The sequence below is a fragment of the Caulobacter sp. FWC2 genome, assembly GCF_002742625.1.
GTDB lineage: Bacteria > Pseudomonadota > Alphaproteobacteria > Caulobacterales > Caulobacteraceae > Caulobacter.
This window is the reverse complement of sequence record NZ_PEBF01000001.1, coordinates 3895940-3909715: the sequence shown is the minus strand read 5'-3', so window position 1 is coordinate 3909715 and position 13776 is coordinate 3895940. Positions and strand designations below refer to the sequence as shown.

12 protein-coding genes are annotated in these 13776 nt (G+C 64.9%); 8 read left to right on the top strand and 4 right to left on the bottom strand.

Annotated features, from left to right (window positions below; all coding sequences use genetic code 11):
• Window positions 1–34: 34 nt before the first annotated feature.
• The 7 genes from CSW62_RS18665 to CSW62_RS18635 all read left to right on the top strand — a co-directional run bounded on the left by CSW62_RS18665 (window position 35) and on the right by CSW62_RS18635 (window position 7945).
• Window positions 35–1345 carry an HlyD family type I secretion periplasmic adaptor subunit gene (locus tag CSW62_RS18665; protein ID WP_099580379.1) on the top strand — a complete coding sequence of 437 codons (1311 nt, stop codon included), beginning with the start codon at window positions 35–37 and terminating at the stop codon, window positions 1343–1345.
• A gap of 139 nt (window positions 1346–1484) precedes the next feature.
• Window positions 1485–2462 carry a GDP-mannose 4,6-dehydratase gene (gene gmd, locus CSW62_RS18660; protein ID WP_099580377.1) on the top strand — a complete coding sequence of 326 codons (978 nt, stop codon included), beginning with the start codon at window positions 1485–1487 and terminating at the stop codon, window positions 2460–2462.
• Window positions 2462–3094, top strand: coding sequence for an acetyltransferase (locus CSW62_RS18655; RefSeq protein WP_099580375.1), 633 nt, complete (start codon window positions 2462–2464; stop codon window positions 3092–3094). The genes gmd and CSW62_RS18655 overlap by 1 nt, the downstream gene beginning before the upstream one ends.
• On the top strand, window positions 3091–4206 hold the full coding sequence (locus CSW62_RS18650; RefSeq protein ID WP_099580373.1) for a DegT/DnrJ/EryC1/StrS aminotransferase family protein: 1116 nt from the start codon (window positions 3091–3093) through the stop codon (window positions 4204–4206). Before CSW62_RS18655 ends, CSW62_RS18650 begins: the two co-directional genes overlap by 4 nt.
• Window positions 4207–4209: 3 nt before the next feature.
• Window positions 4210–5247: a glycosyltransferase family 4 protein gene (locus CSW62_RS18645; protein ID WP_099580371.1), complete on the top strand. Its 1038-nt coding sequence runs from the start codon at window positions 4210–4212 to the stop codon at window positions 5245–5247.
• Window positions 5244–6281, top strand: a complete 1038-nt coding sequence (locus CSW62_RS18640; protein ID WP_099580369.1) for a glycosyltransferase family 4 protein — start codon at window positions 5244–5246, stop codon at window positions 6279–6281. Before CSW62_RS18645 ends, CSW62_RS18640 begins: the two co-directional genes overlap by 4 nt.
• Before the next feature lie 116 nt (window positions 6282–6397).
• Entirely contained in the window at window positions 6398–7945 is a 1548-nt protein-coding gene (locus CSW62_RS18635; RefSeq protein ID WP_099582361.1) for a TolC family outer membrane protein, read from the top strand.
• Window positions 7946–7991: 46 nt separating this feature from the next.
• Here CSW62_RS18635 and CSW62_RS27050 read toward each other — a convergent pair whose 3' ends face one another.
• Together CSW62_RS27050 and CSW62_RS27045 are read right to left on the bottom strand one after the other, a co-directional pair.
• Entirely contained in the window at window positions 7992–8678 is a 687-nt protein-coding gene (locus CSW62_RS27050) for a glycosyltransferase (protein WP_233206727.1), read from the bottom strand.
• Window positions 8675–9271 carry a hypothetical protein gene (locus CSW62_RS27045; RefSeq protein ID WP_233206726.1) on the bottom strand — a complete coding sequence of 199 codons (597 nt, stop codon included), beginning with the start codon at window positions 9269–9271 and terminating at the stop codon, window positions 8675–8677. The genes CSW62_RS27050 and CSW62_RS27045 overlap by 4 nt, the downstream gene beginning before the upstream one ends.
• A gap of 137 nt (window positions 9272–9408) precedes the next feature.
• Between CSW62_RS27045 and CSW62_RS18625 the strand changes: the two genes are divergently transcribed.
• Window positions 9409–10944: a class I SAM-dependent methyltransferase gene (locus CSW62_RS18625; RefSeq protein ID WP_099580367.1), complete on the top strand. Its 1536-nt coding sequence runs from the start codon at window positions 9409–9411 to the stop codon at window positions 10942–10944.
• 566 nt (window positions 10945–11510) lie between these two features.
• Here the strand turns inward: CSW62_RS18625 and CSW62_RS18620 are convergent.
• Window positions 11511–12269, bottom strand: coding sequence for a DUF599 domain-containing protein (locus CSW62_RS18620; RefSeq protein WP_099580365.1), 759 nt, complete (start codon window positions 12267–12269; stop codon window positions 11511–11513).
• A gap of 41 nt (window positions 12270–12310) precedes the next feature.
• Complete coding sequence (locus CSW62_RS18615; protein WP_099580363.1) at window positions 12311–13753, bottom strand: MFS transporter; 1443 nt, start codon at window positions 13751–13753, stop codon at window positions 12311–12313.
• Window positions 13754–13776: the final 23 nt, after the last annotated feature.

Below are 13776 nucleotides of genomic sequence, written 5' to 3'. Positions count from 1 at the left end.
GCCCGATGGCGCGCCCAGTAGGCCCAAGAACACGATGAAGCTTCCCACGATCAAGCGTCCGACGGACAACTACAAAGGCGTGGCCCGGATCGGCTACGGCGTCATCCTGGTGACCTTCGTGGGTCTGCTGGGCTGGGCCGCGTTCGCGCCTCTGGACAGCGCGGTCATCGCCAGCGGCGTGATTTCGTCCGAGGGCAACCGCAAGACCGTCCAGCATCTGGAAGGCGGCATCCTCCGCAAGATCCTGGTCCGCGAAGGCGAGAGGGTGAAGGCCGGACAGGTGCTGTTCGAGCTGGACCCGACCCAGGCCAACGCCGCCGCCGGGATCACGCGCAGCCAGTATGTCGCGCTCAAGGCCATGGAAGCCCGGCTTCTGGCCGAGCGGGATCAGCGCGGCGCCATCGCGTTCCCCGCCGAGCTGCTCTCCCAGCGTTCGGACCCGATCGTCGCGCGCGTGCTGGCCGACGAGCAGTCGCAATTCCAGGAGCGCCGCCAGACCCTCCAGGGTCAGGTCGACCTGATGAATTCGCAGCGGGACCAGTACCGCAGCGAGGTCGATGGCATTGATCGCCAGACCCAGGGTCTGAAGGATCAGCTGGGCTTCATCGAGGACGAGCTGGGCGACCTGCGCAAGATCTACGACAAGGGTCTGGTGCCGCGGCCGCGTCTGCTGGCGCTGGAGCGCGAGCAAGCCAACCTCTCCGGTTCGATCGGCCGCCTGGTGGCCGACCGCGCCAAGTCGGTGCAGGGCATGGCCGAGACTCAGCTGAAGATCCGCCAGATCAAGCAGACATTCTACGAGGAGGTCAGTCAGAACATCGCCGAGACGCGCGTGAGGCTGGCCGAGGTGACGGAAAAGGAAGTGGTCGCCTCCGATCAGCAGCGCCGGATCAATGTGGTCTCGCCGGTCAACGGCACGGCCCAGAACCTTCGCTTCTTCACCGAAGGCGCCGTGGTCCGCGCGGCCGAGCCGCTGGTCGATATCGCCCCGAACGGCGAAGGCTTCGTCATCCAGGCGCACTTCTCGCCCACCGATGTCGACAACATTCATGCCGGCATGACGACCGAGGTGCGCCTGCCGGCGTTCCACTCGCGCGAGATTCCGATCCTGAACGGCAAGATCGAGTCGATCTCGAACGACCGTCTGTCCGATCCGGAAGGCAAGACGGCCTACTTCCTCGGCATCGTGCGCGTCGACGTCAAGCAACTGCCTCCGAAGTTCCGCAACCGTGTCACCGCCGGCATGCCGGCCCAGGTGGTCGTGCCGACGGGCGAGCGGACGGTACTGCAATACCTGTTCTCGCCGCTGCGCGAGACCCTGCGCACGACCATGCGCGAGGAGTAGGGCGCAGGTTTTTAAAAGTCTGATTCCGAACGTCTTTCGGAGGGCGGCGTGCGTCGACGGAAATGTCGCGCGCGCCGCTTTTCAATCGGCGGCAATAGTGTAGTCAGGACCCTTCGTTGTTACTGGAGTTTGCAAGAGCGTGGCGAAGACGGCTTTGATCACCGGTGTGACCGGACAGGACGGGGCGTATCTCGCCAAGCTGCTTCTGGAGAAGGGCTACACAGTCCACGGCATGCTGCGCCGCTCGGCGTCGGCCGATGTGATCGGCGACCGCCTCCGCTGGATTGGCGTCTATGAAGATGTCCAGCTGGAGCTTGGCGACCTGCTGGATACGGGCGGCCTGTCGCGCCTGATGCGCCGCTTGCAGCCAGACGAGGTCTACAATCTGGCCGCCCAGAGCTTCGTGGGCGCTTCCTGGGACCAGCCGAACCTGACGGGTCAGGTCACCGGCATCGGGACCACCAACATGCTGGAAGCCGTGCGGCTGGAATCGCCCCAGTCGCGCTTCTATCAAGCCTCGTCGTCGGAGATGTACGGCCTGGTGCAGCACCCGATCCAGTCTGAGAAGACCCCGTTCTATCCGCGCTCGCCCTACGCCGTGGCCAAGATGTACGCCCACTGGATGACCGTGAACTATCGCGAGAGCTTTGGCCTGCACGCGTCGGCTGGCATCCTGTTCAACCACGAGAGCCCGCTGCGCGGCATCGAGTTCGTGACCCGCAAGGTCACCGACGCCGTGGCGGCCATCAAGCTGGGCCAGCAGAAGACGGTCGAACTGGGCAACCTGGACGCCAAGCGCGACTGGGGCCACGCCCAGGACTATGTCGAGGCCATGTGGCTGATGCTGCAGCAGGAAACCCCGGACGACTATGTGGTCGCCACGGGCAAGACCTGGACGGTCCGCGAGATGTGCGAGGTGGCTTTCGCCACCGTCGGCCTGAACTACCAGGACCACGTCACGATCAATCCGAAGTTCCTGCGTCCCGCCGAGGTCGATCTGCTGCTGGGCGATCCGACCAAGGCCAAGGAGACGCTGGGCTGGGAGCCCAAGATCACCATGCAGGACCTGATCGCCGAGATGGTCGAGGCGGACATCGCCCGTCGGTCCAGGAACTGATGGGAGCCGGCGTCGTCATCATCGGCGGCGGCGGCCACGCCAAGGTGGTCATCGAAAGCCTGCGCGCTAGCGGCAAGACCGTGGCGGTGATCGTCGACGCCGATCCGACGCCGCGCGAGGTGCTGGGCGTTCCCGTGGTCGGTGATGACCTGGCGCTGGCGGACCTGCGAGGGCAAGGGTTCACCGAACTGTTCGTGGCGCTGGGCTCCAACCGCCTGCGCCAGAAGCTGGGCGACAAGGCTCGCGCGCTGGGCTTCACCCTGGTCAACGCCATCCATCCGTCGGCCGTCATCTCGCCGTCGGCGCGGATCGGCGAGGGCGTGGCCGTTATGGCGGGCGTGGCGATCAACGCCGACAGCCGGATCGGCGACCTTGCCATCATCAATACGGGCGCGGTCATCGACCATGACTGCGACCTTGGCGCGGCCTGCCACGTAGGTCCCGCCTCGGCCCTGGCCGGCGGCGTAACCATCGGCGAGCGGGCCTTCCTCGGCGTGGGCGCGCGGGCGATCCCGGGCGTGCGCATCGGAGCCGACACCATCCTGGGCGCCGGCGGCGTCGTGGTGCGTGACCTGCCGGACGCGGTCGTAGCGATCGGCGTGCCGGCCCAGATCAAAGGAGAGCGTTCTTGACCAGCCTGCCGCGGATTTCCGTCGCCGCACCCAGCCTCGACGGCAACGAGCGCGACTACGTCATGGAGTGCATGGACTCGACGTGGATCTCGTCGGCCGGCCGCTTCATCACCGACTTCGAGAAGGCCTTTGCCGACTATTGCGGCGTCAAGCACGCGATCACCTGCAACAACGGCACGACGGCGCTGCACCTGGCCCTGGTGGCCATGGGCATCGGTCCTGGCGACGAGGTGATCATCCCCAGCCTGACCTACATCGCCTCGTGCAACGCCGTGACCTATTGCGGCGGCACGGTCGTGCTGGTTGACAACGACCCGCGTACTTTCAATGTCGATCCGGCCCTGATCGAGGCCAAGATCACGCCGCGCACCAAGGCGATCATGCCTGTCCACCTGTACGGCCAGGTCGCCGACATGGACCCGATCCTGGAGATCGCCCGTAAGCACAACCTGATGGTCATCGAGGACGCGGCCGAGGCCGTGGGCGCGACCTACAAGGGCAAGCTGTCGGGATCGCTGGGCGACTGCGCGACCTTCAGCTTCTTCGGCAACAAGATCATCACCACCGGCGAAGGCGGGATGATCACGACCAATGACGACGAGCTGGCCCGGGTGATGCGCCTCTATCGCAGCCAGGGCATGGACCCCAACCGCCGCTACTGGTTCCCGGTCGTCGGCTTCAACTACCGCATGACCAACATCCAGGCCGCCATCGGGCTGGCCCAGCTGGAGCGTATCGAGCATCACTTGGCCGCCCGTGAGCGCGTGGTGGCCTGGTACGAGGAGAAGCTGGCGCGCCTGGGCAATCGGGTGATCAAGCCGCATGTCGAGGACACCGGCCGCCATGTATTCTGGATGTACACGGTGCGTTTGGGTGATGGCCTGGCCATCTCGCGCGACGAGGTGATCCAGAAACTGGACGCCCTGGGCGTCGAGAGCCGTCCCGTGTTCCACCCTATGCACGTGATGCCGCCCTATGCGCACCTGGCGACGGGCGATCTCACCCAGGCCGAGGCCTGCGGCGCCGACGGCCTGAACCTGCCGACCCACGCGGGCCTCTGCGAAGCGGACATCGATCGCGTCGTGGCCGCCCTGGATCAGGTGCTGGTCTAGGCCATGCGCATCGTCCTGCTGTCCTCGATCGTGCCGTTCATCAACGGCGGGGCGCGCTTCATCGTCGAATGGCTGGAGGAGAAGCTGCTCGAGGCCGGTCATGAGGTCGAGCGGTTCTACCTGCCGTTCGTCGACGATCCGAACGAGATCCTGCACCAGATCGCCGCCTGGCGGATGATGGACCTGACCCAGTGGTGTGACCGGGTGATCTGCTTCCGGCCGCCGGCCTATGTGGTCGACCACCCCAACAAGGTGCTGTGGTTCATCCACCACATCCGCACCTTCTACGACCTGTGGGACACGCCCTATCGCGGCATGCCCGACGACGCTCATCACCGCGCCATCCGCGACAACCTGCGGGCGCTCGACACGCGGGCGATCTCGGAAGCGCGGGCGGTGTTCACCAACTCCCAGGTGGTCGCCGACCGCCTGAAGACGTTCAATGGCCTGGACGCCACGCCGCTGTACCCGCCGATCTATCGGCCCGAGCGCTTCAGCCACACCGGCTATGGCGACGAGATCGTCGCTATCTCGCGCCTGGAGCCGCACAAGCGCCAGGCCCTGATGATCGAGGCGATGCAGCACGTGAAGACCGGCGTGAAGCTGCGACTGGCCGGCACGGCGTCGAGCGCCGAATACGGCCGCCAGCTCGTGCAGATGACCAAGGACCTCGGCGTCCAGGACCGCGTCATCCTCGAGGATCGCTGGATCAGCGAGGATGAGAAGGCCGAAATGCTGAAGGAAGCGCTGGCCGTCGCCTACCTGCCCAAGGACGAGGACAGTTATGGCTACCCGTCGCTGGAAGGCGCCCACGCCCGCAAGCCGATCATCACGACGACCGACTCCGGCGGCGTGCTGGAGCTGGTCGAGCATGGTCGCAACGGCCTGATCAGCGAGCCCGATCCTCGGGCCCTGGCCGAGCAGTTCGACCGCCTGCACGCCGACAAGCAGGGCGTCGCCAAGATGGGGACGGCTTCACTGAACCGCCTGGCCGAGATGAAGATCGACTGGAGCACCGTCGTGGATCGGCTGACCGCATGAAGGTTCTTGTCGTAAACAACGCCGCTCCCTTCCAGCGCGGCGGGGCCGAGGAGCTGGCCGACCATCTGGTCCGCCGCCTGAACGCCACGCCCGGCGTGCAGTCCGAGCTGGTGCGCGTGCCGTTCACCTGGGAGCCCGCCGAGCGCCTGATCGAGGAGATGCTGATCTCCAAGGGCATGCGGCTCTACAATGTCGACCGCGTGATCGGCTTGAAGTTCCCGGCCTATCTGATCCCGCACCAGGACAAGGTGCTGTGGCTGCTGCACCAGTTCCGTCAGGCCTATGACCTGTCCGACGCAGGCCAGAGCCACCTTGATTTCGACGACACGGGCAGGGCAGTGAAGGCGGCGATCCGCCAGGCCGACAACGCTTGCTTCGCGCAATGCCGGAAGATCTTCTGCAACTCGCCGGTCACCCAGAACCGCCTGTCCCGGTTCAACGGCGTTTCCAGCGAGGTGCTCTATCCGCCCCTCAACGACGGTGAATTGTTCACCGGCGGCGAGTACGGCGACTACGTCTTCGCCGGCGGCCGGGTGGCGGCGGGCAAGCGCCAGCACCTGCTGATCGAGGCCCTGGCGCTGCTGCCGAACGGCCCGCGCCTGGTCATCGCCGGTCCGCCGGAGAACCAGGCCTATGCCGACCGCCTGACCAAGCTGGTCGAGGACCTGGACCTGAAGGCCCGCGTCGATCTGCGCTTCGGCTTCCATCCGCGCGCCGATATCGCGCGGTGGGCCAACGACGCCCTGGCCTGCGCCTACCTGCCCTTCGACGAGGACAGCGTCGGCTACGTCACGATGGAGGCCTTCGCTTCGGGCAAGGCCGTCCTGACCGTCACCGACTCCGGCGGCCTGCTGGAGATCGTCAGCGACGCCACCGGCGCGGTCGCCGAACCGACACCCCAGGCCTTGGCGCAGGCGTTAGATCGCATGACGTCGGACAAGGTTCGGGCTAAGTCACTGGGGAGCGCCGCGCGCGATCTCTGGCGCGCCAAGAATGTCACATGGGAGGAGACGGTCCGCCGTCTTCTTGATTAAGCCACAAATATTGGGTTGAAGACCGGATTACGGTGAGTTCCGCCCAAGTCTAGGAAACGCGAGTGCTGTCGAAAGTCCTGTCCGTTCGTTCGTCCTTCATTGCTTTGGCCGTTGCCATGGCCGTGAGCGGCCACGCCGAACTCGCCCACGCCGAGACCCTGGCCGACGCGATCACGGCCGCCTATCAAAGCAATCCGAACATTCAGGCCCAGCGCGCCGCCATGCGCGCTCTGGACGAGAACTACGTCCAGTCGCGGGCGGCGTATGGCTTGCAGGCCAGCGCCTCGGTGTCGGAGGGCTATGCCTACGCCAGGGGCCCGCAGACGACCACCAACTTCCCATCGTATAAAAGGACCTCCGAAGAGGCGATCAGCCAATCGAATGAGCTGTCCGTCAGCCAGGCGCTCTACACCAACGGCCGTTACGCCGCCCGCCTTGCTGGCGTCGAGGCCCAGATCAAAGCCTCGCGCGAGAATCTCCGGCGCATCGAGATGGATCTTCTGATCCGGGTGACCGACGCCTACGTGTCGGTGCGGCGTGATCGTGAGGTGCTGCGGATCAGCCAAGGCGGCGAGGCCTTCCTGCGCAAGCAGTTGCAGGACACCCAGGACAAATATGGCGTCCGCCAGGTCACCCTCACCGATGTCCAGCAGGCGAAGGCTCGCCTGGCGTCGGCCAGCACTCAGTTGGCCAACGCCCAGGCGCAATTGAACGTCACTGTCGCCGCCTATGCGTCGCTCGTCGGCCACTTGCCCGCCGATCTCGAGCCCGAGCCGGATATAGATGGGCTGCCCGCCACGTTGGATGAGGCCTTTAACCAGGGCGAGCAATCCAATCCAACGCTGAACGCAGCGCTCTTCACCGAGAAGGCCTCGCGCTCGGGCGTCGCCGAGGCGCGCGCCCAGCGGCTGTTTTCGGTCTCGGCGCGCGCTGACTATCGCAACTCGCCCTACCTTCCCTACAGCGCCAAGGATTCGAACCGTTCCAACGCGCTCAATGCATCGATCACCCTTACCCAGCCCCTGTTCTCCTCTGGCCAGCTGAATTCGCAGGTCCGCCAGTCGATCGAGGAAAACAATCGCGACAAGCTTCTGATCGAAGACGCGCGCCGCAACATGGTGCTGGGCGTCTCGCAGTACTGGGACCAGCTGGTCGCGGCTCGCCGCTCGCTCGCGAGCCTCGAAGAGGAAATGAAGGCTGACACGATCGCCTTGTACGGTGTGCGCGAGGAAGAGCGCTTTGCTCTGCGCAGCACGATCGAAGTGCTGAACGCTCAGGCCGAACTCCAGAACGCCCAGATCAACTTTGTCCGCGGCCGCGTCAGCGAATATGTGGGCCGTCTGCAGTTGCTGGCTCAGGTCGGTACGCTGGAAGTCGGTGACCTGGCGCCGGGCGTTCAGACTTATGATCCCGAGCGGCACTTCAAGAAGGTCCGCTACAAGGGCATGTTGCCGACGGACTTGGTCGTCCAGACGCTGGACAAGATAGCGCTGCCGATGGAGGCGAAGAAGCCGAAGGCCGGCGACACGACGCCAATTCGCCCGCCGTCTTCTGAGCTTCCCGCTGCGCCGATCCCGGCGGTGCAAGTCGCCCCGCCTCAATCCATCAACGACCTGCCGGCGCTTAGTGACGACGTGCCGGTGAAGACCGCACCAAAAGGCTAGACGCTTTTCAACGACGGAACCGGTCAGTCTTCGTCGATAAAGTGCTCTAGACGAGCGGCAAAAGCCTGGCGGTCATCGCGAGCCAGGCGTCCCGGTCGAACGAGACATGGCCGTTGCGCGCCGTCGCGGCGCCGAGTTCCGAGCGCCAGGCGTCGTCGCGGAGCATACGCGCCAGCTTTTCGGCCGCGTCGGCCTCATCCGCTGCGGCCCAGCGGCCCGTTCGATAGATCGCGCCGTCACCCTCGACCGGGATCAGTTCGAAGTCGACGAGTTGGCTGGAGGCTTGGTCCATGAACTCGACGTTCGCCGACCAGCCCGTCGCCAGGGTCGGCTTGCCCAGCCAGATGGCCTCGGCCAGCAGCAGGCCATAACCCTCGGAGCGGTGCAGCGACAGCACGATGTCGCTGCTGGCCGTTAGGGCCGCCATGTCCTCCGCTGACAGATTCTCGGTCATCAGCCGGATCGTGGGATCGGTGGAGACCTCATCTCGCAAGGCCTGGAAGGTCTCCGGATAGAGGTCGGCGCCGACGACCTTGCAGACGAGCAGAGCGTTGCCGGTTGCCGCCTTCTGAAAAGATCGTAGCGCGGCTTGGGGGTTCTTGCGCTGCGCCGTCGAGCGAAGATCGAAGGCCATCAGCACCACGACCTTTTCGTCAGGTAGGCCGAAGCGGAGCCGATCAGGCGCGGGGCGAAGGTTCAGATAGAGCGGGTAGGGGGCCGGCGAGACCTTCACGCGCGGGGGGCCATCTTGCGAATGGCGTCGGCGGCGAAGGCCGAGGGGGTCCAGACCTCGTCGACCAGGTCGAAGGCCGGCGCCCAGTGGGCGGGAACATCCTCCAGCTCCCAGGCCCAGTAGCCGATGTGGCGGCGACCCTCTAGCGGACGGCCGCCAGTGTCGCGCGCCCAGCGCAGCAGCTCCGGCGGGTTGATATGCGAGATCACCACGCCGCGTTCTTCAGCCGTCGGTGCTGGGAAGACGGCGGGCAGATCGACCGGAAAGCCGACGTCGGCCGAGAGGTCGACCGCGCGGACCGGTACGCCCGCGTCAGCAAAGCCACGGGCCAGCATACGCGCGCCCTCGCCGAGGCCATGCACGGCGCCGTGGAAGCCAACGATCGTCACCGGCAGGGCGGCGGGCAGGTTCCGCCGCCAGGCGCGTCGCCGCGCGCGCGCCTGCGCGTTGCGCTCGGCCCAGGTCTTGGCGGCGTCGTCGATCGCCTTGCTCGCCGACAGATACAGCCCCCGTGGTGCACCGACTATAAGGTGCGCCGCACGACGCACGGGCGCTGGCAGGCGTCGCCAGACAGAAAGGAGATCCGATTTCATCGACAAGGGTGCTAATAAGTCCGGCGCGGATGGGAACCTATAGCGATCTCTGGCGTTGGTGGCCCACGGGAAAACGTCGCGACTAGCGGCCTGGGCGTGAAAAACAGCATCCAATCAAACAAAGCCGTGGGGGACTTGTGTCGACTGAGTGGAATGCCGGCTACGTCACGGACGTGAATTACACCTTCGGCTATTACGGCGAATTGAGCCCGCTGCGTTGCCGCCTTCCGCTGCTGCTGGTCGGCCGCCACGCGCCAAAAATCGAAAACGCCTGTGAACTGGGCTTTGGCCAAGGGCTCTCTGTGTCGATCCATGCCGCCGCTCAGCCGAGCGTGAATTGGTACGGCACGGACTTCAACCCTTCCCAGGCCGCCTTCGCGTCTGAAATGGTGCGCCTCTCGGGCGCCGAGGCCAAGCTCTACGACGAGGCCTTCTCCGAATTCTGCGGTCGCCAGGATCTGCCGGAGTTCGATTTCATCGGCCTACACGGCATCTGGACCTGGATTTCGGACAGCAATCGCGGCGTCCTAGTCGATTTCATCCGTCGGAAGCTGCGCCCGGGCGGCGTGCTCTACATTTCGTACAACACCCTTCCAGGCTGGTCGGCCGTTGCGCCCCTACGCCATCTGATGAAGCGCCACGCCGAGGTAATGGGCGCTCCGGGACAGGGGATCATCAGCCAGACCGACACGGCTCTGGGCTTTATCGACCAGTTTCTGACGCTGGAGCCCGCCTATGCCAAGGTCAATCCCGCCGCCGTCGAGAGACTGAAGCAGATCAAAGGGCTGGACCGGAAGTACCTGGCGCACGAGTACATGAACCGGGATTGGCACCCGATGTACTTCGCTGACATCGAGAGCTGTCTCACCGACGCCAAGGTCGGCTTCGCCGGCTCCGCCCACACGCTCGACAACCTCCTCGAGCTGAACATGACCCCCGCGCAGACAGAATTCATGCGGGGCATTCCGGATGTCTCGTTGCGTGAGACGGTGCGTGACTACTGTGTGAACCAGCAGTTCCGGCGCGACTATTGGATCCGCGGGGCGCGCGCCCTGGTCCATCATGAGCAGTTGGCGGCGCTGCGCGAAGAACGCATTGTCCTCACGATCGCCAAGGCCGATCTGCCCACGAAGGTGCGTGGCGCCCTGGGTGAGGCTAGCTTGCTCGATAATATCTACCAGCCGATCTACGAGCTGTTGCTGGATCATAAGCCGCACACAATCCTCGAATTGGAGGCCCATCTGGTCAGCAGGGGCGTCAGTTTCGCCCAGCTGACCTCGGCTTTGTCCATCCTGCTCGGCCTGGGTGTCATACAGACGGCGGCGCCGGCGCAGGACTACAGCAAGGCCAAGGGGCGTTGTCTGGCGCTGAACAAGGCCATTGCGCGTCGCTCGCTGTCCCTGGGCGACATCACCTACTTCGCCTCGCCCGTCACGGGCGGAGGCGTCTTGGCCCAGCGCTTCAGTCAGCTCTTTTGGCTCAGCAAACAGAATGGCGGCAAGACGTCGGCGGACTGGGCCGGGTTCGTCTGGTCGGTGCTCAAGAGTCAGAACCAGAGCATCGTCAAGGATGGTGTCACGTTGCAAGGCGAAGACAACCTGGCCGAACTGACGTCCCAGGCGGAGAAGTGGGGCGCCACGACCCTGCCGCTCTGGACGGCGCTGGGAATTTAGTTTCGAACACTTTTGACGAGAGCTGGCGCGATCCGCGCCTTCTGCATTCTCACAGGTCGCATCAGCCCTCGCCTCTCCGGAGAGTGATCGTCAGATCTAGATGTCCATTCAGGCGTAATGAAGCGTTTTTGGAGATGTAGATTGGCTCACTTCGTGAAGTGAATTTATAAAATCAATGCTTCATTCCCTGCTTTTGATTAAACTAGGCTCGAGCAATCCTTATTTGGAGAACTCCGGGAATCGAAGATTTCGCCATGCCTGTCTCTTGGTGTCGGGCTTTGTTTTCGATATTCGGCGTGTGTCGTGGGAATCTGTGTGAAACGCTGCAATATCGGAAGTTGCAACCCGAAATCATAACGAAACGTCGCATTCTCGTGGTTGGGCGGTTGCAGAGTGCTGCCGGTTAAGGTATGTAAAAGGGGTCTACCCACAAGACTTCCCATTAGCCCCGCCGGAGACCATGTCTCCGGCGGGGCTTATTGCGTTGGGGCGCTAGTTTTCAGCCTTGGGCTGTTTCGACGAGAAGAGCGCCTCGCCAGGACGGGCGTTTTTCTGCTGTCAGGCGTCTAAATTCGGTCTTCCGGCGGCGCGCCGTTCTGACGGACCAGGTGCGGGCCGTGGACGACCGGTTGACGCTCGAGGATCTGGCGAACCTTGCGCACGGCCATCGAGGCGCGGCTGCGGCGCTGGCGCCAGAGCAGCAGCATCATGGCCCCCAGGGTGGCGACCAGGAACGGCAAGGGACCCAGCAGCCACACCGCAGCGGCCAGGGCGAAATAATAGGCGCGGACGCCGGCGTTGAAGGCCGAGAGGGCCGGGTTGAGGATGCCGCCGGCGGCTTCGGCATATTCGGCCAGCACGGCGGCCGGGGCCCACATCGGCGCGGCCCCGATCGCGGCCAGGCAGTAGTTCATCTGGCGGATCGCCCAGATGAAGTCGAGCAGGCCGCGCGCCAGGGCTACCAGCACCAGGCCAAGCTTGATCTGGAACATCACGGGCGTGGTCTTGGCCAACACCGCCAGGCCCTCGACGCTCTTCCAGGCGTTGTCGCCGCCGAACAGCACCCCGGCCGCGGCGGCGATCAGGATCAGGTTCGACGAGGCGAAGAAGCTGGCCGAATTGATCGCGTGGCCCAGCAGTTGGCCATCCAGCAGGGCGATCTCGCGCACCGCCATTTCCTGCATCCACCTGCGACGGATGACAGTCATATCGGTGTTCAGCACCCCGCCGCCTTCGCCCAGGCGCTTGAGCATGGGTTCATACAGCAGCCAGCAGAACGCGAAGACCGCGACGGAGAAGAGGTCGAATAGTTGGGACGGCGACATGACCTAAGCCTAGACGGACGCGGGGAGTCGGAAAACCAGGTTCAGTCCTCGTGGATCAGACTGTTGCGCATCGTGTCCTTCAGAAGGACCGAGCAGACCAGGCCCACGGTCATCACCGCGGCGACATACAGGTAGAAGGTGCTTTCCATCTGTTCGTGCTTGAAGGCCAGGGCGACCATCTCGGCCGTGCCGCCGAACAGCACATTGGCCAGGGCATAGGGCAGGGCGACGCCCAGGGCGCGGATCTCGGCCGGGAACATCTCGGCCTTCACCACGGCGCTGATCGAGGTGTAGCAGGACTGGAAGGCCATGCCGGCCAGGATCAGCATCAGAGCGCTCGTCACCGAGGTGGCGTGGCTGATGCCGGTCATGATCGGCCAGATGGTCAGGGCCCCGCCGCCAAAGGCCAGGATCAGCATCGGCTTGCGGCCGACCCGGTCCGACAGCCAGCCGGCCAGGGGTTGGGCCAGCATGAAGCCGATCAGGCTGAGCGCGCTGATCTCCGAGGCCTGGCCCTTGCTGAAGCCCGCCGTGTTGACCAGGAACTTCTGCATGTAGGTGGTGTAGACATAGAAGGTCAGCGAGCCGCCGGCCGTCAGCCCCATGATCAGCAGGCTCTCGCGCGGATGGCGGCGAACCAGCGGTACGATCAGCGACACGAAGAACAGCACCAGGAACAGCGCGCCCAGGTACTGGCCAGGCCTGGCCAGCGGGCCGGTGGTGACGCCCATGACGCCGGCGATCACGGTCAGCAGGAGCAAGACCGAAGCGCTGATCACTTGGCCGCGCGAAAGGGTCTCGCGCTGTTCGGACCTCTTGAAGGCGATGCTCTCCTCCAGGCCTCGGCGGATCCAGAAGACGACCACGGCCAGCAGGGCGCCGATGATGAACGGGACGCGCCAGCCCCAGGCCTTCAACTCGGCTTCGCCCAGGGTCCGTTGCAGCACGATCAGCACGCCCAGGGCGATCAACTGCCCGGCGATCAGGGTCACGTAGTGGAAGCTGGACCAGAAGCCGCGACGGGCCTTGCCGGCCATCTCGCTCATATAGGTGGCGCTGGCGCCATACTCGCCGCCGACCGACAGGCCTTGCAGCACGCGGGCGAACAGCAGGATGGCGGGGGCCCACAGGCCGATGGTCTTGAAGTCGGGCGTGATGGCGATGATCAGGGCGCCGCCGCACATCAGGGCCACCGAGGCCGACAGGGCCGCGCGACGGCCGGCGTGGTCGGCGTACATCCCCATCAGCCAGGCGCCGATCGGGCGCGCGACAAAGCCCAGGAAAAAGACCGCCGCCGCCTGCAGCAACTGCACGGTCTGGTCGCCCTTGGGGAAGAAGGCGGGCGCGAAATAGAGTGTGAAGGCGGCGTAGGCGAACCAATCGTACCATTCGACCAGATTGCCGGCTGAGCCGCCCAGGATGGCCTTGGCGCGGGCCACGGGCGACAGGCGCGCTCCGGATGCCGCGTCGGCGGTCGCCGTCATGTGAACTCCCCTCCCGTTCGGAA

What these genes read in the sequence shown, in the direction of transcription:
- CSW62_RS27045 (WP_233206726.1), bottom strand. Translation starts at nt 9,271, where the DNA reads ATGAAATCGGATCTCCTTTCTGTCTGGCGACGCCTGCCAGCGCCCGTG.
- CSW62_RS18645 (WP_099580371.1), top strand. Translation starts at nt 4,210, where the DNA reads ATGCGCATCGTCCTGCTGTCCTCGATCGTGCCGTTCATCAACGGCGGG.
- CSW62_RS18665 (WP_099580379.1), top strand. Translation starts at nt 35, where the DNA reads ATGAAGCTTCCCACGATCAAGCGTCCGACGGACAACTACAAAGGCGTG.
- CSW62_RS18615 (WP_099580363.1), bottom strand. Translation starts at nt 13,753, where the DNA reads ATGACGGCGACCGCCGACGCGGCATCCGGAGCGCGCCTGTCGCCCGTG.
- CSW62_RS18620 (WP_099580365.1), bottom strand. Translation starts at nt 12,269, where the DNA reads ATGTCGCCGTCCCAACTATTCGACCTCTTCTCCGTCGCGGTCTTCGCG.
- CSW62_RS18635 (WP_099582361.1), top strand. Translation starts at nt 6,398, where the DNA reads ATGGCCGTGAGCGGCCACGCCGAACTCGCCCACGCCGAGACCCTGGCC.
- CSW62_RS18655 (WP_099580375.1), top strand. Translation starts at nt 2,462, where the DNA reads ATGGGAGCCGGCGTCGTCATCATCGGCGGCGGCGGCCACGCCAAGGTG.
- CSW62_RS18640 (WP_099580369.1), top strand. Translation starts at nt 5,244, where the DNA reads ATGAAGGTTCTTGTCGTAAACAACGCCGCTCCCTTCCAGCGCGGCGGG.